Below are 21927 nucleotides of genomic sequence, written 5' to 3'. Positions count from 1 at the left end.
CCCGCTGGTCAGGCACCGCCGACCTCGCCGGTGGGGGCCGATCACCGTCGCGGCGGGGCCCCGCCCGGGATCACCCGCCCGGCCGGACCAGGCCCGCCTCGTACGCGAAGACCGCCGCCTGCGTCCGGTCCCGCAGCCCGAGCTTCACCAGGATCCGGCTGACGTGGGTCTTCACCGTCGACTCCGCCACCACCAGATGCTCCGCGATCTCCGCGTTCGAGCGCCCCTGGGCTACCAGCACCAGCACCTCCGTCTCGCGCTCCGTGAGGTCGCCGACGCGCTCCGGCGTGGGGGTCTTGGGGGTACCCAGACGGGAGAACTCCTGGATCAGCCGCTTGGTGACCGTGGGCGCCAGCAGCGCCTCGCCGTCGGCGACGACGCGCACGCCGTCGGCGAGCTGGCGCGCGGAGGCGTCCTTCAGCAGGAAGCCGCTCGCCCCGGAGCGCAGCGCCTGGTAGACGTACTCGTCCAGGTCGAAGGTGGTGAGCACCAGCACCTTCGCGCCCGCGTCGGCGGCGACGATCTCGCGGGTCGCCTCCAGCCCGTTCATCCCGGGCATGCGGATGTCCATCAGCACCACGTCCGGTCGCAGCTCGGCGACCTTGCGGACGGCGTCGAGGCCGTCCACGGCCTCCCCGATCACCTCGATGTCGGGCTGGGCGCCCAGCAGGACGGAGAAGCCCTCGCGGACCATCATCTGGTCGTCGACGATCAGCACCCGGATGGTCATGCGGCGGCCTCGCCCGGTGCGACGGGAAGGAAGGCGACGACCTCGAAGCCACCGTCGTCCATGGGCTCCGCCGTCATCTCGCCGCCGAGCATCGTGACGCGCTCGCGCATGCCGAGGACGCCGTGGCCGGCGCCCGGGGAGGGCTTGGCGAGACGGTCGGGGCGGCCGTTGACGATCCGCAGGCCGAGCCCGCCGAGGACGTAGGAGAGCTCGATGCGGGCCGTGGCGCCGGGCGCGTGGCGCAGGACGTTGCTGAGCGCCTCCTGGACGATGCGGTACGCGGACAGCTCCACGCCCTGCGGCAGCGGCCGGACGGCGCCGGTCGTCGCCTTCTCGACGGTGAGCCCGGCGGAGCGGACGTTGGCCAGCAGCCCGTCGAGGTCGGCGAGGGTGGGCTGCGGGGCCTCGGGGGCGGCGAAGGCGTCCGGGTTCTCGGACCGTACGACGCCGAGGACGCGGCGCAGCTCGGTGAGGGCGGCCACGGCGTTCTCACGGATGGTGGCGAAGGCGGCGGCCAGCTCGGGCGGGGTGTCCTGGACGCGGTAGGGCGCGGCCTCGGCCTGGATGGCGACCACGGACATGTGGTGGGCGACGACGTCGTGGAGCTCGCGGGCGATGGTGGTGCGCTCCTCCAGCACGGTCCGCCGCGACCGCTCGACCTGGGTGACGGCGACCTGCTCGGCGACCTGCTGCTTGGACTCGCGCATGGCGCGGACGGCGGCGGTGACGAAGAGCACCACGCCGTAGAACATGGAGATCTCGAGGACGTCGTTGTGGATGCCGGTGCCGTGGACGACGGACACGAACACCTGGAAGGCCCCGGTGATCAGCCACATCTCGGCGGCCAGCCGGGGGCGGGTGCGGAGGGTGACGAGCACCATGACGGCGAGGTGGGAGACGAGGCCGCCGGGGGTCCACAGCCCGCCGCCGAGGAGCACGGCGGTGACGAAGATCGCGCCGATCGACAGCCACCAGGCGCCGACGGGCCGCAGCAGCGTGGTCACCAGCGGGACGGCCACGAACAGCGCGAGGACCAGGCCGGACATGCTCGGCCGCTCGGCCAGGGTGCCCAGCGCGACCAGCGCCGTGAAGGCGATGACCAACGCGTGCGGCAGCCAGCGCGTGGAGCGGCCCAGGCCCCAGGGGGCCCTGCGGACCAGCACGTTCCCCTCGCCGAGCGGCGGCAGCGGCCGGAAGGCGAAGGCGTCGGTGAACAGGTCCTTGCGTATCTCGTCGGTGGCGCTCTCCAGGAGGCGCATCTCGCTGCGCAGGCCGTTCGTGTCATGCGTCTTGGTCACACATCAACCGTAGGCAACCGGAGCGGAGACGTCGTCCGCTTGTCAGCGGATCTCCGGGGGTCCGTCTCAAGTACTACACGCGCCGCCGCGACGGGGCGGAGAGGCCCCGGTCCCGCCCTTTCACCGTTTCCTGGGGGCAGCCCCCAGCCCCCCGGGGTCCGGGGCGGAGCCCCGGGAAACGGTGAAAGGGCGGGACCGGGGCTCACTCCCCCAGCACCTCGGCGAGCACCCGCGCCGCCCGTTCCGTCTCCGCGAAGGTCGTGTACAGCGGGGTGAAGCCGAAGCGCAGCAGGTCCGGGGGGCGGTGGTCGCCGACCACGCCGCGCCGGACGAGCTCGGTCATGGTGCTCGCGGCGGTCTCGGCCCGGGCGGTCCTCAGGGCCACCTGGCTGCCCCGTTCCGCGTGCGCGACGGGGGTGACGGACACGGCCCGGCCGGCCGGTACGTACGCCTCCACGCAGCGCAGGAAGAAGTCGGTGAGGGCGAGGCTCTTCGCCCGTACGGCCGTGAGGTCGACGCCCTCCCAGACGTCCAGGGCCGCCTCCAGCGCGAGCAGGGAGAGGATGTCCGGGGTGCCGACGCGGCCGCGCTGCGCGCCGCCGGCCGGGGTGTGGTCGGGGGCCATGCCGAAGGGGTCGGCGTGGGAGTTCCAGCCGGGCAGCGGGGAGTCGAAGCGGGGCTGGAGGTCGCGCCGGACGTAGAGGAAGGCGGGCGCCCCGGGGCCGCCGTTGAGGTACTTGTACGTGCAGCCGACGGCGAGGTCCACGCCGTGGGCGTCCAGGCCGACGGGCAGCGCGCCCGCGCTGTGGCACAGGTCCCAGACGATCCGCGCCCCGGTGGCGTGGACGGCGGCCGTGAGGGCGGGCAGGTCGTGGAGGCGGCCGGTGCGGTAGTCGACGTGGTTGACGAGGGCCACGGCGGTGCGGGGGCCGGCCGCGGCGGCGAGGTCGCCGACGGGGACGGCCCGGATCCGGCAGCCGGTCAGCCGGGCCGCGGAGGCGGCGATGTAGCCGTCCGTGGGGAAGGTGGCCGCGTCGACGAGGATCTCGTCCCTGGCCCGGCCCCCGGACCCCGCGCCCTCCCCCATGCGGACGGCGGCGACGACGGCCTTGAAGACGTTGACGCTCGTGGAGTCGCCCACGACGATCCGGCCGGGCGCGGCCCCGACGAGCCGCCCGATGCGGTCGCCGACCCGCTCGGGCGCGGTCCACCAGCCGGACTCGCGCCACGACCGGATGCGCAGCCGCCCCCACTCGCGCCCGACGACGTCGGCCAGGCGGGCGGGGACGGCGCGCGGGAGGGCGCCGAGGGAGTTGCCGTCGAGGTAGACGGTGTCGTCGTCGAGGACGAACTCCGCGCGCTTGGCGCGCAGCGCGTCGGCGGCGTCGAGGGCGGCCGCCTCGGCGCGTAAACCCGTGGTGTCGTCAGACACGGCTTCGCGCCGTCCACAGTTCGGGGAAGACGTGCTTACCGGCGCGCTTCTCCAGCCAGGCGACCCCGGCCGAGCCGCCCGAGCCCACCTTGGCGCCCATCGCCCGTCTCGTGGCGACGAGGTGGTCGTTGCGCCAGCGCCACACCAGCTCCGCGACCTCGGTGAGGGCCTCGCCGAGCCGGCACTCGTCGGTGCCCTGGTCGCCCGCGTAGACGCGGTGCCAGACGTCCTCGACGGCCGGGTCGGCCGTGTAGCGCGCGGCGAGGTCCCGGTCGAGGACGGCGGCGGGTATCGCGTGGCCGCGCCGGGCCAGCCAGCCCAGCGCCTCGTCGTAGAGGCCGGGCGCGTGGAGGGCCTTCTCCAGCTCCGCGTGGACGCGCGGCGCGCCCCGGTAGGGGACGAGCATCGCGGGGGACTTCTCGCCGAGCAGGAACTCCAGGCGGCGGTAGGTCGCCGACTGGAAGCCGGACGCCTCGCCCAGCGCGGAGCGGTAGGAGTTGAACTGGGTGGGCGTCAGATGGGCGAGCGGCTCCCAGGAGGAGTTGAGCGCCGCCAGCTCGTACGTGGACCGCTTGAGCGCGGCCATCGCGACGGGCAGTTCGTCCTCGCGCAGGGCGCGGGCGGCGGTCTCCCACTCGTGGACGACGACCGTGAACCACAGCTCCATGACCTGGGTGGTGACGAGGAAGACCATCTCGCCGGGGTCGCTGGAGAGCGGCTTCTGAAGGTTCGTGAGGACCTCGGCGCGGACGTAGGCCTCGTACGGGGTCGTGCCCTCGAACTCGAGGGTGGGGGCTATGGGGGCGTGGGACATCGCGGACTCTCCTCGGCAGCGTGCTCCCGGGTAGCGGTCCGCCCCTTCCCGTCGGCATCGGAGCTCCGGTCCCCTGTGCGCATCTTGCGTCGCGGACACCGCCCACGGCAAGAGCCGTGGACGGTGCCGGGCCGGTTCGCGACGGGGCGCCGACAGGGTGCCGGCAGGGTACCGGGGACGCCCGGGACGTCAGCCGGACGTCAGCCGAGGGTGCTGGCCGCCGTCGGGGAGCTGTCGCGGAGGAACGTGCTGCACCGCTCGTACTCCTCCTGCTCGCCGATCGCCTGGGCGGCGCGGGCGAGGGCGTGGAGGGCGCGCAGGAAGCCGCGGTTGGGCTCGTGCTCGAAGGGCACCGGGCCGTGGCCCTTCCAGCCGTTGCGGCGCAGCGCGTCGAGGCCGCGGTGGTAGCCGGTGCGGGCGTAGGCGTACGACTCGACGGTCCGGCCGGCCTCGAACGCGTCGTCGGCGAGCTGTGCCCAGGCCAGCGAGGACGCCGGGTACTTGGCGGCGACCTCGGCGGGGGCCGCGCCGGAGGCGAGGAGCTCGCGCGGCTCGGGGTCGTCGGGCAGATGGGTCGGGGGCGGTCCCCCGAGCAGGTTCTCGTGAATGGACATGGGGCCCAGTCTGCCGCAGCCGTACGGGGTGCCGGAGCTCCCCAGGGGTCATCGGTTCGCGTTCCCGGCGGCGTCCCCCGGGTCCAGCGGCGGTGCCGTCACCCCGCAGTGGAAGGCGCACTCCGGGTGGCAGGACGCCGCCTTCGGTTCGCGGATCGTCCACCAGGCGAGTCCGGCGCCGATGACCAGCGCTCCGGCGCAGTAGACCATGGCCAGGTCGAACGCGCCGGAGAAGGCCGCCGGGTCCCGGTAGGCGTCCGGTCCCATGCCCGCCGCCAGCGGCAGCGCGGCCACGGCGATCAGTCCGGCGGCCCGGGCGGCGGCGTTGTTGATGCCGCTGGCCAGCCCGGCCCGGGCCACGTCGACGGAGGCCAGGACCGTGGCGGTGAGCGGCGCGACCAGCGTGACCATGCCCAGGCCGAGGACGACGAGCGGGGGCAGCACGTCCCGCCAGTAGGAGGCGCCGTGCCCGACGCGCGTCATCAGCAGCATCCCCACCGCGCACAGCAGCGGCCCGACCGTGAGCGGGACGCGCGGCCCGACGCGCTGGGCTATTCGGCCCGAGCGGGAGGACAGCAGCAGCATCAGCACGGTCGTGGGCAGCAGGGCCGTACCGGCCTCCAGGGCGGACCAGCCGACGACGACCTGGAGCTGGAGGACGGAGAGGAAGAAGAAGCCGCTGAAGGCCGCGTAGACGAAGAACGTGACGACGTTGACGGACGAGAACAGCCGGACGCGGAAGATCTCCAGCGGCAGCATCGGATCGGGCCGGCGCCGCTCGACCCGGATGAAGGCCGCCCCCAGCAGGACACCCGCGACCGCGGGGACGATCACCCAGGCCGAGAGGCCCTTGTCGGGGGCGGCGATCAGCGCGTAGGTCACGGCGGCGAGGGTGAGGGCGCCCAGCGCGGCACCGGCGGCGTCGAAGCGGCCGCGGGCCGTGGGATCCCTGGTCTCGGGGACGTGCCGCCGGGCGACGAGGACGCACACGGCGGCGGGCGGGAGGTTGATCAGGAACACCCAGCGCCAGCCGGGCCCGTCCACCAGCCAGCCGCCGACGAACGGGCCGACGGCCGCGGCGACCCCGCCCAGCCCCGACCAGGCGCCCACCGCCGCCGCCCGGTCGTCGGGGTGGAAGACCGCCTGGAGCACCGCGAGCGAGCCCGGGGTGAGCAGCGCGCCGCCGACGCCCTGGAGGGCCCGGGCGGCGATGAGCACCCCGGCGTCGGGCGCGATGCCGCACAGCAGCGAGGCCAGGGCGAACCACACCACGCCGATCACGAACACCCGGCGGCGGCCGTAGCGGTCGCCCAGCGAACCGCCGAGGAGGATCAGCCCGGCGAGGGTGAGCATGTAGGCGTTGACCGTCCACTGGAGGGCGGCGAGGTCGGCGCCCAGGTCCCGGCCGATGTGGGGCAGGGCGACATTGACGACGGTGCTGTCGAGCAGCGCCATGCCCGAGCCGAGGACGGTCGTCAGCACGACCCACCGGCCGGTGGGGGTGCCGAGGCGGACGGCGGCGGTGCCGGGCGGCCCGGCGCCCGGGCCGGCCGCCGGCTCCTCCGGCTGGGGGGACACCCGCCCGGGGTCCCGTGCGGAGTCGCTCATGTCCGGATCATCTCTCGCCCGGGCCGGGTCGGCCATACGAGGCATGTGCGACGGGGCATGCGAAAGGGCCCGGCGCGGTCCGCTTTCGCGGACCGCGCCGGGCCCCTGACCCGTGGTGGGTTACTTCAGCTTGGTGCCGGTGGAGCGCAGGTCGGCGCAGGCCTTGGTGACGCGCGCGGCCATGCTCGCCTCGGCGAGCTTGCCCCAGGTGCGCGGGTCGTAGGTCTTCTTGTCGCCGACCTCGCCGTCGACCTTCAGGACGCCGTCGTAGTTCTTGAACATGTGGGCCGCCACCGGGCGGGTGAAGGCGTACTGGGTGTCGGTGTCGAGGTTCATCTTCACGACGCCGTTCTCCAGCGCGGTGCGGATCTCCTCCTCGGTGGAGCCGGAGCCGCCGTGGAAGACGAAGTCGAACGGGTCGGCCTTGCCGTGCTTGGCGGCGATGCCGTCCTGGAGCTCACGGAGCAGCTCGGGGCGGAGGACGACGTTGCCCGGCTTGTAGACGCCGTGGACGTTGCCGAAGGAGGCGGCCAGCAGGTAGCGGCCCTTCTCGCCCAGGCCCAGGGCCTCGGCGGTGCGCTCGACGTCGGCGACGGTGGTGTAGAGGTCGTCGTTGATCTCGTGGGAGACGCCGTCCTCCTCGCCACCGGTCGGGGTGATCTCGACCTCAAGGATGATCTTCGCCTTCACGGCCTCGGCGAGGAGCTCCTTGGCGATGGCCAGGTTCTCGTCGAGCTTCTCGGCGGAGCCGTCCCACATGTGGGACTGGAAGAGCGGGTTCTGACCGGCGGCGACGCGCTCCTGGGAGATCGCGAGCAGCGGACGGACATAGCCGTCCAGCTTGTCCTTCGGGCAGTGGTCGGTGTGCAGCGCGATGTTCACCGGGTACTTCTTGGCGACGACGTGCGCGAACTCGGCGAGGGCGACGGCGCCCGAGACCATGTCCTTGCTGTACTGGCCACCCAGGAATTCCGCACCACCGGTGGAGATCTGGATGATGCCATCGCTCTCCGCCTCGGCGAAGCCGCGCAGAGCGGCGTGCAGAGTCTGCGTCGAGGTCACATTGATGGCCGGGTAGGCGAACTTGCCTGCCTTCGCCCGGTCGAGCATCTCGTTGTAGACCTCGGGGGTTGCGATGGGCATCTGTCCGCTCCTTGTGATGTGCGGGTACGGGCTAAACGGGCCCTGACCTAGGGGGCGACGGTCATCGTCGAACCCATCTTCCCAGACTCCCGAAATTGCTCCACATGGTGATGGTCACGGATCTTGAACGGAATAACCGAAGGGCGCGGTGTTTCACGTGAAACACCGCGCCCTTCAGGGCCGCACGGGTTCGCACTTTCGCGCGAATTCCCGAGAAGCAGCAGGTCAGGCCTATAGGCCGGACCCAGTAGGTCAGGCCAGGCCGAGCTCGTCCAGGGAGTAGGCGTAGACGTAGGGGACGCCAGCGGTCTCGCTGATCTTCTCGGCGGCACCGGTCGCCCGGTCCACGATCGTGGCGACCGCGACGACCTCGCCACCGGCCTCGCGCACGGCCTCGACGGCCGTGAGCGGCGAGCCACCGGTGGTGGAGGTGTCCTCGACCACCAGGACACGGCGGCCCTTGACCTCGGCGCCCTCGATACGGCGCTGGAGACCGTGGGCCTTGGCGGCCTTGCGCACGACGAAGGCGTCCAGCGACTTCCCGCGCGCCGCGGCGGCGTGCAGCATCGCGGTCGCCACCGGGTCGGCGCCCATGGTCAGACCGCCCACGGCGTCGAACTCCAGGTCGGCCGTCGTGTCGAGCATGACCTGCCCGACCAGCGGCGCGGCCGTGCCGTCCAGGGTGACCCGGCGCAGGTCGATGTAGTAGTCGGCCTCCATGCCGGAGGAGAGGGTGACCTTGCCGTGGATCACGGCCTTGTCCTTGATCTGGCCCAGCAGTGCCTCGCGCGCTTCGCTCATGTCCATGAGCTTAGGCCAGGCCCAGGGACCGCCAGGTCCAGGTCGTGGCGATCTCCAGGGGGTCGATCGGGGTGACGAGGCGGGGGTGGGTGTTCAGCCCGTTGGGCGGGCCGGACTGCGGCTCCACGCACACCGCTTCGGTCTGCTCGTCGTAGACCACGACCCACTCGGCGCGGCTGGTGACCTTCAGCTCCAGGGCACCGGGCCAGGTGAGGGTGACGTCGACGCCGTCGGGCATCCCGAAGCAGTCGTCCCAGGGGCCGGGCCGGGGATCGATCCGGCGTCCGGTGGGGAGGTGGTCGTCGCCGCGCTCCTCCTGCCAGGACGGCTGGAAGCCGATCTCCACGTCCTTGCCCACCCCGAGGTTCCGCAGGAACCAGGGGTGCCAGCCGGCCTGCGCCGGGAAGGAGTCGTCATAGGTCTCGACGCCCATGGTGAGGGTGAGGGATTCCTCCGTCAGCTCCACCAGTTGGGTGACCCGGCCGCTGTACGGCCAGGGGTCGGCGAGGTCGTAGGTGAACGCGGCGGAGCCGTCATCGGCGCGGACGGTGCGCCAGGCGGTGTCCCGGCCGGTGCCGTGGATGGCGTGCGGGGCGGAGTTGATGGGCATCTGGTGGATCTCGCCACCGTCGCGGAAGCGGCCGAGCGCGATGCGGCCGCACCACGGGACCATGGGGAAGGCGCCATAGCGGGGGCCTTGGCGGAGCAGTTCGACTCCGCCGATCCTGAGGCCGGCGAGCCGGCATCCATTGCCCGGGTCCACGGTCACTTCGGCGGCACCGGCCGCCAACGTTACGTTTTCGCTCACGCCTTGACCCTAGGGCCTGGGGCTTGCGCCGACCTGCCGGTTTGTGGGCAATCGTTCCGCTGGGGCGGAACGGGTGGGCACAAACCGGCCCGCACCCGGCAACAGCGCTCAGCGCCCACCGGGGGCACCCGGCGCGTCAGCGCCTACGGCGCAGCGCGCGCGTCACCACCACCGCCCCCGCGAGGGCGATCGCGGCGGCCGGCGCGGCCCACCGCAGCACCGCAGTGCTGGTGGCAGCTTCCGGCGCCGGAACGGGCGCGTAGCGCCCACGCGGCGGCGCGTGGTCGACCTCCTCCGCACTGCGACCGATCATCGTGCGGCGGGCATGCGCCGCCTCCGCCGGGGGCTCGCCGTCGAGGACGTCGTCCTCGAAGCCAGCCGCCCCGCCGAGCGGCCCGTCCTCCTCGCCGTCGCCGTCGCCGTCGGACTCGGCGTCACCGTCCGACACCGGTGTCGGAGGTGTCGGCGCGGGCGCGGGCGCCGAAACCGCCGACACCTCCGCCGCGTCCGCCGCGTCCTCCCGCAACTCCTCCGCCAGCGCCGCGCCGAAGCGGTCGAGCAGCCGCCGCGCCACCGACTCGGCGGTCTTCGTGTCGAACTCCGCGAGCCGGCCCGCGCCGCCGACCGTTCCCGTGCAGCTCAGCCGGGTGCCCCCGGGGGCCTCCTCCGGCTGGGCGCTCAGCGCGAGCGTCACCGTGCCGGAGCCCCGGGCCTCGGTGCCCTCGCCGGAGAGCTCGTACGAGCCGTCCCGCTCGGTCAGCCGCATCTCACCCCGGTAGGTGATCGTGGATCCGCCGATGCGCAGCCGGAGCCGCCCGGTGAGGGCGGCGCCGGACGAGGCGTCCTGCTGGAGGCCAGGGACACAGCGGGCGACGCGCGCGGGGTCGGAGAGGACCCGCCGCACCGCACCGACGGGAAACGGAACGAACACCTCATGCTCCATAGCTAGCGAGCCTACCCATCGGGCCCCGCACCAGGCCCGCCCCGGTCGAATCCGAGTCGAATCCGATCGAACTTTCCGTCAGAAGACGGTCAGACTCCGACGGTGAAGCGCTCTCCGACGTGCTTCGGCGTCTCGATCTCGTCGATGAGCGCCACCGCGTAGTCCTCGGCGGAGATCCGGCTCTTGCCCTCCGCGTCCACGACGAGGTCGTCCAGCGCGGTGCGGTAGGTGCCCGAGCGCTCGCCGGGCTCGATCAGGGCGGCCGGGGAGACATTGGTCCAGCGGACGTCGGAGACCGTGCGGTAGAAGTCCAGCGCGTCGCCGTGCGCGTGCATGATCTGGAGCAGGAACTCCGGCAGCCCCTCCGCGTCCCAGACCTGCTTGCCGTCCGGGGTGCGCAGCGAGCCCGCGCCACCGACCGTGATCAGCCGGGGGGCCTTGTCGCCGAGCGTGCGCAGGCCGGCGACCAGCGACTTCGCCGCGGGCTCGATGGTGGCGACGTGGCCGGGGCCGTCGCCGCCGCCGACGGCGCTGACGACGACGTCCTGGCCCTCCGCCGCCGCGGCGACCGAGGCCGGGTCGAGGATGTCACCGGTGGTGACGGTGAGGTTCGGGTGCTGCTCGGTGAGCTTGGCGGGGTCGCGGACGACGGCTGTGACCTGGTGGCCGCGGTCCAGTGCCTCGCGCAGGACGCGGCTGCCGATGGTGCCGGTGGCTCCGAAGAGGGCGATCTTCGCCATGGGGGTGTCTCCTGTCGCACGGTTCAAGGACGTGTGGTGACGTGGATGTGTGGGGGTGCGTACCAGTGGTGCGTACGAGTGGTGCGCAATGACCACGCTAGGAGCGACTGCCCCACCCGGCCAGGTAGGCTCGCGTCTTCCCATGGTGAAAAAGCGACACACTGCCCCATGCGCGTCCGTCGAGAGCGACGGCGGCATCCTGGAGCTCGCCTATGAGCCCCCGCCCGGCGCCCCGCCCGGGCTGGAGGTGATGACCGTGGCCGAGCTGCGCGAGCGGGCCGCCGAGGGGCTGCTGCACAGGCCGCAGCGGCTGGACTTCCACCAGATCGTCGCCGTCGACGCCGGCTCCGCCGTCCACACCGTCGACTTCCGCACCCACACCCTCGACGCGGGCTCGGTGCTGTGGGTGCGCCCCGGTCAGGTCCAGCAGTTCGGCGACGTCGACGCGATCGAGGGCACGGTTGTCCTCGTCCAGCCGGGTTTCATTCCTCCGGGCACGGCGGTCTCCGAGGCGGCGGACGATCCGTTCGGGCCGGTGCTGTGGCGGCCGGGGGGCGAGGACCGGGAGGCCGTCTTCTGCGCCGTGCGCCACCTGGCGACGGACTACCGCACCGGCGAGCGGCTGGCCTCCGCCGTCCGCACGGAGGTGCTGCGGCATCTGTTCTCGGTGCTGGTGCTGCGGCTGACGCACGCCTCCGCTCCCGTGAGCGGCCTGCCCGCCCCCGGGGACGCCTTTATGCGTTTCCGCGCCGCCGTGGAACGCGACTTCGCCGCGCATCGCCGGGTGGCCGACTACGCCCGGGCCCTGGGCTACGCGCCCCGCACCCTGTCCCGGGCCACCCTGGCGGCGGCGGGGGTCGGGGCGAAGGAGTTCGTCGACCGCAGGGTGATGCTGGAGGCCAAACGGCTGCTGGCGCACAGCGAGCTGCCCGCCGCGCGGATCGCCGAACGGCTCGGTTTCGCCGACGCCGCCAATTTCTCCAAGTTCTTCCAGCAGCGCGCGGGAGACACCCCCGGCGCCTTCCGGACGGCCCTGCGCGGTCAGCCCGCGTAAGCGATCAGCCGGCGTAAGCGGTCAGCCGGCGTAAGCGGTCAGCCCGCGTAGCGCGGGTGCATCAGCGTCGACGGCAGCGCGCCCACCTCCTTGCGGCGCTCGGCCGCCAGGCCCTCGGCACGCAGCGTCTCCGGGGTGAGGGACGGCAGGGGCGGCCGGGCCTCGGCCAGCGCCAGCCGTACCGGCGCCCGCGCGGCCAGCAGGAACCCCCAGTCCCGCTCGGGCGCCCCGCGCCCCTGGGGGACGGCCGCGCGATAGGGCGCGGTGCGCAGCCCCACGGACCGCAGCGTCGCGTCGACGGTCCAGAAGACATGCGGCCGGGCGTCGAGGTCTCCCCCGTGCACGGCTATTCGGCCGCCCGGGGCGAGGACGCGCGTCACCAGCCCGTAGAACTCCTGGGAGTAGAGCTTGGTGCTGGGCGTGAGCCCGGGGTCGGGCAGATCGGAGATCACCACGTCGTACGGGCCTGCGGCAGACCCGCCCTCGCGCAGCCAGTCGAAGGCGTCGGCGGTCACCACCCGCACCCGTGGATCGCGGTACGCCCGGCGGTTGAGGGCGGCGAGGCCGGGGTCGGTCCGGGCCAGCCGCAGCACCTCGGGGTCGAGCTCGACGACGGTCACGGAGCGGACGTCGGCGTAGCGCAGCACCTCGCGCGCGGCGAGGCCGTCGCCGCCGCCGAGGACGAGGACCCGGCGGTGCTCCCCGGCCATGGCGGGGTGGACGAGCGCCTCGTGATAGCGGGATTCGTCACCCCCGCTGACCTTCAGCCGGCCGTCGAGGAAGAGGGAGAGCGGCCGCCCGTCGCCGTCCCCGCCGGCCAGCACGACCTCCTGGACCCCCGAGCGCACCGCGACCCGCACATCCGCGCCGTAGACGGCCTGCCGGGCGGCCCGCTCGAAGGGGCCGGTGAGCACCGAGCCCGCCGCCAGCACCACCAGCACCAGGCCATTGGCGGTGAGCAGCGCCCAGCGGGCCCGCGGCGACAGATCGCGCCGGAAGAGCCAGAGCACCAGCGCCCCGCCCGCCACGGCGTTGACCGCGCCGGTGACCAGGGCGCCCGTCAACTGGCCCAGCACGGGCAGCAGAAGGAAGGGGAAGGCGAGCCCGCCGACCAGGGCGCCCACATAGTCGGCGGCGAAGAGATCGGCGACCGCGCAGCCCGCGTCCTGGCGGCGGATGCGCTGGATGAGCGTCATCAGCAGCGGCACCTCGGCGCCGATGAGCACCCCGATCGTGAGCGAGAAGCCCACCAGGGCGAGCCGGGCCTGTCCGTACCAGGCGAAGCAGGCGTAGAGCGCCATGGCGGAGAGGCCGCCGGTCAGCGCGAGGACCGCCTCGACGACGGCGAAGCCGAGCGCCGGGCGGGCGCGCAGCCGCTTGGCGAGCAGCGAGCCGATGCCCATGGCGAAGACCATGACCGACAGCACGACGGACGCCTGGGTGACGGAGTCGCCGAGGAGGTAGGAGGCGAGGGCGACCAGCTCCAGCTCATAGACCAGCCCGCAGGCGGCGCAGACGAAGACCGTGGTCAGCACGGCGAGACGGCCGAGCCCGGCCGGTACGGGCAGCCGCGCCGGTACCGGGCGGTGGAGGACCATGCGGTAACGCTACGTCACGAACCAGGACCCCCTTGTCACCCACACGGGTTTAAATTCACGCGCCTGGGCGACTCTCGAGCGGCTCCCGCAGAGGGGCGGTCATCTCCCACAGAGGGGCGGTCGTCTCTCACAGGGGGGCGGTCATCCGCACGCCCACCCGGGTCCGGGTGGCCACCAGCCGCCCCTCCTGGGGGTACGCGTGCCAGGTGCGCCAGCCGATCTGGCCGTCGCGGCGCTGGGCGAGCAGGGCCGTGAAGGCGTGGGGATCACCGGGAAACGTTCCGGCCAGCCCTTGGGGGTGTTCGGCGACCAGCGCCAGGAGCTCCTGGGCGCGGCCCGCGAACGAACATCGTGAGAGGGTCTCCACCCGTGCCGCGAACTCGTACTCCCACGCGCCCACGCGCTTGGCGACGCCCAGGGGCAGCGGGGTCTGGCTGCCGGGTATGCAGGCGACCGTCTCCGAGCAGACTCCGTCCTCCTCCTCGAGTATGACCTGGTGGGAGGCGCCCAGCAGGCGCAACTGCACCGCCGAGCCGTCGAGTTGCAGATCGAGCACCGCCAGCGCGGGCAGGGGGTCCTTCCCCAGACACCAGGCGAGATCGGCGGCGCGGGTATCGGTGTAGGTGGTCTTGAGGGTGGTGAGCATGGGTCGGCTCCGCGAGCGGCAGTGGAGGGTGGGCCGGCCCGCCCCGAGGAGGACCAGATTCCTGATCGAGGCGCCGGCTCATGCCCACATTCGAGGTCCCGCGGACCGGTACCGGCAGGGGCCATTCCGGTGTGCCGGGGATTCCGGGGGATTGTCTCAACGTGGCTCTGATTGAGAGGGAATCACGAATGAGCGGCGCCCACAGCGGTTTTACCCATCATCTGCAACTTTCCATCCACCCGAGGGCCGTGCAGTTCAAATGTTCAACAGACCGGCGCACATAAGTTCAACACATCGGCGTCCGGCGGATACGGAAAACCCGCCGGACGCATATGCGGCTGGGCATGAGCCCCTTGCAAATCTCCCGATCAGGCGGCGGCGATCAGCTTCTCCACGGCCTCGACCACGGACTTCTCTTGTCGGCAGAAGGAGAAACGCACCAGATGGGAGGGGGCGTCCGGAGCGAGGTGGAAGGCGGAGGTGGGAATCGCCACCACCCCGGCGCGCAGCGGCAGTTCACGGCAGAATCGCACGCCGTCCGCGTGCCCCCACGCGCGGATGTCCGCCTGGAGGAAATAGCCCGCCTCCGCGCGATAGGGGCGCAGACCGGCCCGGGTGAGCCCCTCGCTCAGCAGATCCCGGTTACGGCGCAGAGTCCGCCGGAGCTCCCCCGCCCACTCCTCCACGCCCCCCAATGCCCGCGCGAGCGCCTCCTGATAGGGCGTGCCGGACGCATAGGTGAGGAATTGTTTCGCCGCAGCCACCGCCGCCACCAGCCGGGCCGGGCCGCACACCCAGCCGACCTTCCACCCCGTGACGTTGAAGGTCTTGCCCGCCGAGGAGATGGTCAGGGTCCGCTCCCGCATCCCCGGCAGGGCGGCGATCGTCCGGTGCGTCGCGTCGTCGTAGACCAGGTGCTCGTAGACCTCGTCCGTCACCACCGTCAGATCGCGCTCCCGGCAGAGCTCCGCGATCGCCGTCAGCTCCGCCGCCGTGAACACCTTCCCGGTGGGATTGTGCGGGGTGTTGAGCATCAGGACACGGGTACGGCCGGTGACGGCGGCCCGCAGCGCGTCCAGGTCCAGCGCGAAGCCGGGCCGCCCCTCCCCGTCGGTCTCCTCGGCCAGCGGCACCGGCACCAGCCGGGCCCCGGCGAAGCGGGCCGCCGCCGGATAGGCGTCGTAGCAGGGGTCGAAGGCGAGGACCTCGTCACCCGGATCGCACAGCGCCATCAGCGCCGCCGCGATCGCCTCCGTGGCACCGGTGGTCACCAGCACCTCGCCCTGCGGCGCGTACTCCAGCCCGTACCGCCGCCGCTGGTGCCCGGCGACGGCCTCGCGCAGCGCGGGGAAACCGTAGGCGGGCGGGTACTGGTTGGCGCCCGCCAGCACCGCCGCCGCGACCTCCTCCAGCAGCGGGCGGGGGCCGTCCAGCTCGGGCACGCCCTGGCCCAGGTTGACCGCCCCGGTCCGCCGCGCCAGCTCGGTCATCTCCGTGAAGACCGACTCCCCCATGCCCCGCACCCGCTCCGCCGGGCGCCAGCCCGTCTCCCTGGTGTCCATGCTCATCCCCACTCCCGTTGTCCCATCGGGTCATTCCGGTCCGGACGATCGAGATCACGATAGGCGGGGCACGCGGCGCCGCCCAGCACACCGGACCGCCCAGCACACCGCGCGGCCCCCGGCACGCCGACACTCCGGGGTGCGCCCGAGCGGGTGGAAGGCACACCGCTTACGGGCGTTTCCCGGTCGCGCGCGCGAGGGCCGCGCCGCATGGTCGGTATGCCGCCGCATGGTCGGTATGCCTCGACCGTCCCGTCCCGCACCGGAGGTACCCCGTGTCCGCCGGCCCCGCCGTCCACCGCGACGCAGTGCCCGTCCGGGCCCCCGAACCGCGCCGCGCCCCCCAGGGCCGCCGCCGTCCCGGCCGTACCGACCGTGTGCGCGCGGCGCTGCGCCGGGCCCTGCCCGCGCTCGGGCTCTACGCCGCCGCCCGGCTGACCGGCATGACGGTGATGGCCTCGTGGGCCTGGTGGATCGGCAAGCACCCGCGCACCCTGCTCGGCCACCTCTGGGACGGCATCTGGTACGCGGGCATCGCCCGCCACGGCTACGGCCTGGTCGTCCCCTCGCCCACCACCAAGGGCGTCTTCTACAACGACCTGGCCTTCTTCCCCCTCTACCCCGGGCTGGTCCGGGGCGTCGTGGCCGTGCTGCCGGTCACCGTCGTCACGGCCGGTCTGCTGGTGGCGTGGACGGCCGCCGGGGCCGCCGCCTGGGGCGTCTACGCGGTCGGCGAGCGACTGCACGGCCGCCGTGTGGGGACCGTGCTGGTGGTGCTCTGGGGACTGCTGCCGCACGCGATCGTGCAGACCATGGCGTACACCGAGTCGCTGATGACCGCGCTGGCCGCCTGGTCGCTCTACGCCCTGTGCACCCGGCGCTGGGTCTGGGCCGGGGCGCTGGCGCTGCTCGCCGGGCTCTCCCGGCCCAACGCGATCGCCGTGGCCGCCGCGATCGCCGTGGCCGCCGCCGGCGCCCTGTGGCGCGATCCGGACGCCCGCCGGAACCGGCGGATCTGGGCGGGCACGGCCATGGCGCCGCTGGGCTGGGCGGGCTATGTCGTCTGGGCCGGCTTCCGCTCCGGGGGCGGGCCGCTGGGCTATTTCAGGGTGCAGCGGCTGTGGGGCTCGCGCTTCGACTTCGGGCGCGACGCGTTCCTCTTCACCCGGCACCTGTTCACCGGCAGGGACTCCATGGCGTACTACGTCACCCTGGCGGCACTCGCCGTCGCCCTCGTCGCCCTGGTCTTCCTGGCCCTGGACCGGCCGCCCGCCGCACTGCTGGTGTACGTGCTGGTGCTGGCCGTCATCGCGGTCGGCGGCTCCAGCTACTTCGCCTCCAAGCCGCGGTTCCTGCTGCCGGCCTTCCCGCTGCTGCTGCCGGCCGCCGTGGCGATGGCGAGAGCCCGGCCGCGCACCGTCGTCGTGACGATCGGCGCGCTGGCCGGGCTCTCGTTCCTCTACGGGACCTATCTGCTGACCGTGGCCAGGGTCCCGATGTAGCCGCTGTGACGGCGCTGACGCGACAGGCTCAGGCCTCGTCGTCCGGCTTGTCGTCGCCCGACTCCGCGTCGGCCTCCAGGCCCAGCTGCTCGACGAGCCACTTGTCGAACTCGATCGAGGCGCGCACCCAGCTGACCGTGCTGGAGACGAAGTGCTCCAGGGCCACACCGACGCCGATCAGCATCTGCGCCTCACCGATCAGACGGACGGTGCCGTCGTCGTGGGTGTGGGTGTAGACCTTCGGCCACAGCGTGCGGCGGTTCCAGTCGTCGATGGCCTCGAGGAGCTTGCCCTTGTCCTCGATGTCGTGCGGACGGTCGTAGAACGTGCGCACGGAGAAGACCTGCTGCTCCTCCTCGCCCCGGAACATGAAGTACGTCCGGAACTGCTCCCACGGCGCGGCGAGGTCACCCTCGTCGTCCACGACGTACTTGAGCTCCATCTGCTCCAGGAGCTGCTTGATCAGGTCCTGATCCGGGATGACGGGGCCGGTCGGGCCCGCCTCAGGCTGCGGCTCGGGCTGGTTCCCGAAATTCGGAATCGAGGACGGGTCGATGCTCACCGTTTGCTTCCCTTCGTACGGTCTCCCGCCATACTCCCCCATCGTGGGCGGGGCCTGGTAGCCCCGCCCCGCCGGATGTCATGGCGTCTTCTCGGACGCCTCTTCCCGAACGGGCGAAACGGTAAGCTCCTCCGCCCCGTCCGCCACGTCGACGCGGACCGTGTCGCCGTCCCGTACCTCCCCGGAGAGGATCGCGCGGGCGAGGCGGTCGCCGATGGCCGTCTGGACCAGCCGGCGCAGCGGCCGGGCGCCGTAGGCGAGGTCCGGCTGGGCGGCGCCTTCCGCTTCCGGCGCGTGGCCGAGCCAGGCGAGCCAGCGCAGGGCGGCCTCGCTGACGTCCAGGGTGAGCCGGCGGTCGGTGAGGCGGCGCTGGAGGTGGCCGATCTGGATGCGGGCGATCCGCTCCAGCTGATCGGTGCCCAGCGGGTGGAAGACGACGGTGTCGTCGAGCCGGTTGAGGAATTCGGGGCGGAAGGAGGCGCGGACGGTCTCCAGCACCTTCTCCTTCTTCTGCTCCTCCTTCAGCAGCGGGTCCATCAGGAAGGCCGAGCCGAGGTTGGAGGTGAGGATGAGGATGGTGTTGCGGAAGTCCACCGTCCGGCCCTGGCCGTCGGTGAGCCGGCCGTCGTCCAGGACCTGGAGCAGGATGTCGAAGACCTCGTGGTGGGCCTTCTCCACCTCGTCCAGCAGCACCACCGTGTACGGGCGGCGGCGCACGGCCTCGGTGAGCTGGCCGCCCTCCTCGTAGCCGACGTAGCCGGGGGGCGCGCCGACCAGGCGGGCCACGGAGTGCTTCTCGCCGTACTCGCTCATGTCGATGCGGACCATCGCCCGCTCGTCGTCGAAGAGGAAGTCGGCGAGCGCCTTGGCCAGCTCGGTCTTGCCGACGCCGGTGGGGCCGAGGAAGAGGAACGAGCCGGTGGGCCGGTCGGGGTCGGCGATCCCGGCCCGCGAGCGCCGCACGGCGTCGGAGACGGCGCGTACGGCCTCGGCCTGGCCGATCAGCCGCTTGCCCAGCTCCTCCTCCATCCGCAGCAGCTTCTGCGTCTCGCCCTCCAGCAGCCGGCCGGCGGGGATGCCGGTCCAGGAGGCGACGACGTCGGCGATGTCGTCCGGGCCGACGTCCTCCTTGACCATGAGGTCCTTGGCGGCGGCCTCCTGCTCGGCCTCCACCTCGGCCTTCGCGGCCTCCTCCAGCTCGCGCTCGACGGCCGGGATCTCCCCGTAGAGCAGCTTGGAGGCGGCGTCGAAGTCGCCGTCGCGCTGGGCGCGCTCGGCCTGCACCCGCAGATCGTCCAGGCGCTCCTTGAGCTCACCGACGCGGTTGAGGGACTGCTTCTCCTTCTCCCAGCGGGCGGTCAGCCCGCGCAGCTCCTCCTCCTTGTCGGCGAGGTCGCGGCGGAGCTTGGCCAGGCGCTCCTTGCTGGCCTCGTCGGACTCGTTGCGCAGGGCCAGCTCCTCCATCTTCAGCCGGTCGACGGCGCGCTGGAGCTCGTCGATCTCCACGGGCGAGGAGTCGATCTCCATGCGCAGCCGGGACGCGGCCTCGTCGACCAGGTCGATGGCCTTGTCGGGCAGGAAGCGGGAGGTGATGTACCGGTCGGAGAGCGTGGCGGCGGCGACCAGCGCGGAGTCGGCGATCTGCACCTTGTGGTGCGCCTCGTAACGGCCCTTGAGGCCGCGCAGGATGGCGATGGTGTCCTCGACGGACGGCTCGGCCACCAGCACCTGCTGGAAGCGGCGCTCCAGCGCGGGGTCCTTCTCGATCCGCTCCCGGTACTCGTCCAGCGTCGTCGCGCCGACCATGCGCAGCTCGCCGCGCGCCAGCATGGGCTTGAGCATGTTGCCCGCGTCCATGGCGGAGTCCCCGCCGGCGCCGGCGCCCACGACCGTGTGGAGCTCGTCGATGAACGTGATGATCTGGCCGTCGCTCGCCTTGATCTCGGCCAGGACCGTCTTCAGCCGCTCCTCGAACTCACCCCGGTACTTCGCGCCCGCGACCATCGCGCCCAGGTCGAGCGCGACCAGCCGCTTGTTCTTCAGCGACTCGGGGACGTCACCCTTCACTATCCGCTGCGCGAGCCCCTCGACGACGGCCGTCTTGCCGACGCCGGGCTCACCGATGAGCACGGGGTTGTTCTTCGTCCGCCGCGAGAGCACCTGCACCACGCGCCGGATCTCGTGGTCCCGGCCGATGACGGGGTCGAGCTTGCCGTCACGCGCGGCGGCCGTGAAGTCCGTGCCGAACTTCTCCAGCGCCTTGTACGTGCCCTCCGGGTCGGGAGTCGTCACCCGCCGGCCGCCACGGGCGGCCTCGAACGCCTCCAGCAGCTTCTTGGCGGAAGCGCCCTGCTGGTCCAGCAGCTCACCGCTGCGGCCGCCGCGCGCGGCGAGGCCGATCAGCAGATGCTCGGTCGAGACGTACTCGTCGCCCAGGTCACGGGCGCGGTCCGCCGCGTCCGCGAGGACGGCCATCAGCTCCCGGTCCGGCTGCGGCGGCGCCACGGTCGACCCCTGAACGCTCGGCAGCCCCGCCAGCAGCCGCTCGGCCCCGCCGCGCAGCGCGGCGGCGTCGGCCTCGACGGCGGCGAGGAGATCCATCACGTTCTCGTTCTCCTGGCCGGCCAGCAGGGCCAGCAGGAGGTGGGCCGGCGTCAGGTCGGCGTGCCCGGCCGACACGGCGCGGTCATTAGCGGCGCTCAGCGCCTCCCGGCTCTTGTTCGTCAGCTCGGCGTCCACGGTGACGGGCTCCTCCTCGTGCTCGGGTCTTGATGCTCGCAGGTCTTGCCTGCCGGAACATGCAATAAGTTGAGTCTATTCCACTCAACCTTGCCCGCGCAGCCCTCACGCCCGAAAAGTACAGCCATTCCCCTTTCCTGGTGGAGCTGTGCCAAGATCGTTTACGGCGTTCCCCCCACCAAACGGCGCCAACCGTTCTCACAACAGGGACTTTCACCATGTTCCGATTCCACGGGGGATCGCGCCCCTCGAGCCGCGCGGCCATCGGCACCGCGCTCGTCCTCGCCACGACGGCCGCGACGCCGGCCGTCCTCGCGACCGCCGCGCAGGCGGCGCCCGTCGCGGCCGTCGCGACGGCTTCCGCTCCGGCGGCGCCGAAGGGCCTCAAGGCCGAGTACGTGAACTGGAAGCAGGGCTTCCAGCTCACCTGGCAGGCGGACACGGACGCCGCCACCACGGGCTACCGGGTCTACCGCTGGCGCACGGGCGACGGCCCCGACGCGGCCCGGATGCTCGGAACCGTGGACAAGGCGGCCTCCCCCTCCTACACGGACACGACCGAGATCGAATCGGGCGGCGTCCACTACAGCTACGCCGTCACGACCGTCGGCAAGGACGGCCGCGAGACCCGCCGCTCCACGCCGGTCGACGTCGTCCGCCCCTGGCACGCGGCCCCGGTCGACGTCAGCGCCACGCTCAAGGGCAGCCTCCTGCACATGGAGTGGACCCAGCCCGAGGTGGGCGACCGCCCCGACCACTGGATGATCTACCGCTCCAAGACCGCGCCGGTCCGCCTCGAGACCGGCGCCGAGCTCGTCCACGAAGCCGGCGGACGGTCCGACGACATCGAACTGACGGGCGAAGGGAACGAGGACTACTACTACGCGGTCGTCGCCGTCGCGCCGGCCCTCTCCCCCTTCTCCGAGTCCGTCAAGCCGGACTACACCCCCGGCCCGATCAACCGGGGCACCCCGCCCCCGGCCCCGGTCTGGATGGGGGGCCACGAGGGGAAGACGAGGATCGGCTTCAGCTGGGCGCCGATCGATCCGCCCGCCGGCGAACCGCGCATCGTGGGTTACAACGTCTACCGGTCGCTCTCCCGCGACATGACCATGGAGAACTCGACCAAGCTCAACCCCGAGCTCCTGACGAACAACTCCTACGGCGACGGCCCCGCCCCCGGGGCCACCTACTACTACGCCGTCACGGCGGTCAACGCGGCCGGGGCGGAGTCGAAGTTCTCGATGACCATCCCCTACACGCCCGGCGCGTGAGCCCTCGGGCGGCTCGGGCCTGGTCCCCACGGCCCGCGCCGCCCGGGTCTACCCTGGCC

Annotated in this window: 19 protein-coding genes; 3 read left to right on the top strand and 16 right to left on the bottom strand. The window is 72.7% G+C overall.

Annotation, left to right across the window (positions count from 1 at the left end; all coding sequences use genetic code 11):
• Positions 1-70: 70 nt before the first annotated feature.
• The 11 genes from ACFYZR_RS08925 to ACFYZR_RS08875 form a co-directional block, all read right to left on the bottom strand.
• Positions 71-730 carry a response regulator gene (locus tag ACFYZR_RS08925; protein ID WP_391907095.1) on the bottom strand — a complete coding sequence of 220 codons (660 nt, stop codon included), beginning with the start codon at positions 728-730 and terminating at the stop codon, positions 71-73.
• Complete coding sequence (locus ACFYZR_RS08920) at positions 727-1989, bottom strand: sensor histidine kinase (RefSeq protein ID WP_391907337.1); 1263 nt, start codon at positions 1987-1989, stop codon at positions 727-729. The genes ACFYZR_RS08925 and ACFYZR_RS08920 overlap by 4 nt, the downstream gene beginning before the upstream one ends.
• A 241-nt stretch (positions 1990-2230) precedes the next feature.
• The gene (gene kynU, locus ACFYZR_RS08915; protein ID WP_391907092.1) at positions 2231-3460 is read right to left on the bottom strand and encodes a kynureninase; all 1230 of its coding nucleotides are present in this window, start codon (positions 3458-3460) and stop codon (positions 2231-2233) included.
• Positions 3453-4274 carry a tryptophan 2,3-dioxygenase family protein gene (locus ACFYZR_RS08910; RefSeq protein ID WP_391907089.1) on the bottom strand — a complete coding sequence of 274 codons (822 nt, stop codon included), beginning with the start codon at positions 4272-4274 and terminating at the stop codon, positions 3453-3455. Before ACFYZR_RS08910 ends, kynU begins: the two co-directional genes overlap by 8 nt.
• A gap of 200 nt (positions 4275-4474) precedes the next feature.
• A complete protein-coding gene (locus ACFYZR_RS08905) occupies positions 4475-4888 on the bottom strand; it encodes a DUF3151 domain-containing protein (RefSeq protein ID WP_391907086.1) in 414 nt (137 codons plus the stop codon).
• Between the two features lie 48 nt (positions 4889-4936).
• Positions 4937-6496 carry an MFS transporter gene (locus ACFYZR_RS08900; RefSeq protein ID WP_391907083.1) on the bottom strand — a complete coding sequence of 520 codons (1560 nt, stop codon included), beginning with the start codon at positions 6494-6496 and terminating at the stop codon, positions 4937-4939.
• Between the two features lie 120 nt (positions 6497-6616).
• Positions 6617-7639, bottom strand: a complete 1023-nt coding sequence (gene fbaA / locus ACFYZR_RS08895) for a class II fructose-bisphosphate aldolase (RefSeq protein ID WP_391907081.1) — start codon at positions 7637-7639, stop codon at positions 6617-6619.
• Positions 7640-7891: 252 nt separating this feature from the next.
• Complete coding sequence (pyrE, locus tag ACFYZR_RS08890) at positions 7892-8440, bottom strand: orotate phosphoribosyltransferase (RefSeq protein ID WP_391907078.1); 549 nt, start codon at positions 8438-8440, stop codon at positions 7892-7894.
• Positions 8441-8450: 10 nt separating this feature from the next.
• Positions 8451-9248 (bottom strand): aldose 1-epimerase, encoded by a 798-nt coding sequence (locus ACFYZR_RS08885; RefSeq protein ID WP_391907075.1) that lies wholly within the window; start codon positions 9246-9248, stop codon positions 8451-8453.
• A gap of 136 nt (positions 9249-9384) precedes the next feature.
• On the bottom strand, positions 9385-10191 hold the full coding sequence (locus ACFYZR_RS08880) for an SRPBCC domain-containing protein (protein WP_391907072.1): 807 nt from the start codon (positions 10189-10191) through the stop codon (positions 9385-9387).
• 89 nt (positions 10192-10280) lie between these two features.
• Entirely contained in the window at positions 10281-10931 is a 651-nt protein-coding gene (locus tag ACFYZR_RS08875; RefSeq protein ID WP_391907070.1) for an NAD(P)-dependent oxidoreductase, read from the bottom strand.
• 142 nt (positions 10932-11073) lie between these two features.
• On the opposite strand from ACFYZR_RS08875, the gene ACFYZR_RS08870 reads away from it, so the two are divergent.
• Complete coding sequence (locus ACFYZR_RS08870) at positions 11074-11985, top strand: helix-turn-helix domain-containing protein (protein ID WP_391907068.1); 912 nt, start codon at positions 11074-11076, stop codon at positions 11983-11985.
• Between the two features lie 38 nt (positions 11986-12023).
• Here ACFYZR_RS08870 and ACFYZR_RS08865 read toward each other — a convergent pair whose 3' ends face one another.
• The 3 genes from ACFYZR_RS08865 to ACFYZR_RS08855 form a co-directional block, all read right to left on the bottom strand.
• Entirely contained in the window at positions 12024-13583 is a 1560-nt protein-coding gene (locus ACFYZR_RS08865) for a polyamine aminopropyltransferase (protein WP_391907065.1), read from the bottom strand.
• A 127-nt stretch (positions 13584-13710) separates the two neighbouring features.
• A complete protein-coding gene (locus ACFYZR_RS08860) occupies positions 13711-14229 on the bottom strand; it encodes a DUF2617 family protein (RefSeq protein ID WP_391907063.1) in 519 nt (172 codons plus the stop codon).
• 368 nt (positions 14230-14597) lie between these two features.
• Positions 14598-15791 (bottom strand): aminotransferase class I/II-fold pyridoxal phosphate-dependent enzyme, encoded by a 1194-nt coding sequence (locus ACFYZR_RS08855; RefSeq protein WP_391907335.1) that lies wholly within the window; start codon positions 15789-15791, stop codon positions 14598-14600.
• A gap of 275 nt (positions 15792-16066) precedes the next feature.
• On the opposite strand from ACFYZR_RS08855, the gene ACFYZR_RS08850 reads away from it, so the two are divergent.
• On the top strand, positions 16067-17293 hold the full coding sequence (locus tag ACFYZR_RS08850; RefSeq protein WP_391907060.1) for a hypothetical protein: 1227 nt from the start codon (positions 16067-16069) through the stop codon (positions 17291-17293).
• Positions 17294-17321: 28 nt separating this feature from the next.
• Here ACFYZR_RS08850 and ACFYZR_RS08845 read toward each other — a convergent pair whose 3' ends face one another.
• Entirely contained in the window at positions 17322-17855 is a 534-nt protein-coding gene (locus tag ACFYZR_RS08845; protein WP_391907057.1) for a YbjN domain-containing protein, read from the bottom strand.
• A gap of 78 nt (positions 17856-17933) precedes the next feature.
• Complete coding sequence (clpB, locus tag ACFYZR_RS08840) at positions 17934-20594, bottom strand: ATP-dependent chaperone ClpB (RefSeq protein WP_391907055.1); 2661 nt, start codon at positions 20592-20594, stop codon at positions 17934-17936.
• A gap of 218 nt (positions 20595-20812) precedes the next feature.
• On the opposite strand from clpB, the gene ACFYZR_RS08835 reads away from it, so the two are divergent.
• The gene (locus ACFYZR_RS08835; RefSeq protein ID WP_391907053.1) at positions 20813-21868 is read left to right on the top strand and encodes a hypothetical protein; all 1056 of its coding nucleotides are present in this window, start codon (positions 20813-20815) and stop codon (positions 21866-21868) included.
• Positions 21869-21927 lie beyond the last annotated feature (59 nt).

It is taken from the genome of Streptomyces sp. NPDC001678 (genome assembly GCF_042892945.1).
Classification (GTDB): Bacteria; Actinomycetota; Actinomycetes; order Streptomycetales; family Streptomycetaceae; genus Streptomyces.
This window is presented reverse-complemented; position numbering and strand designations above follow the sequence as displayed.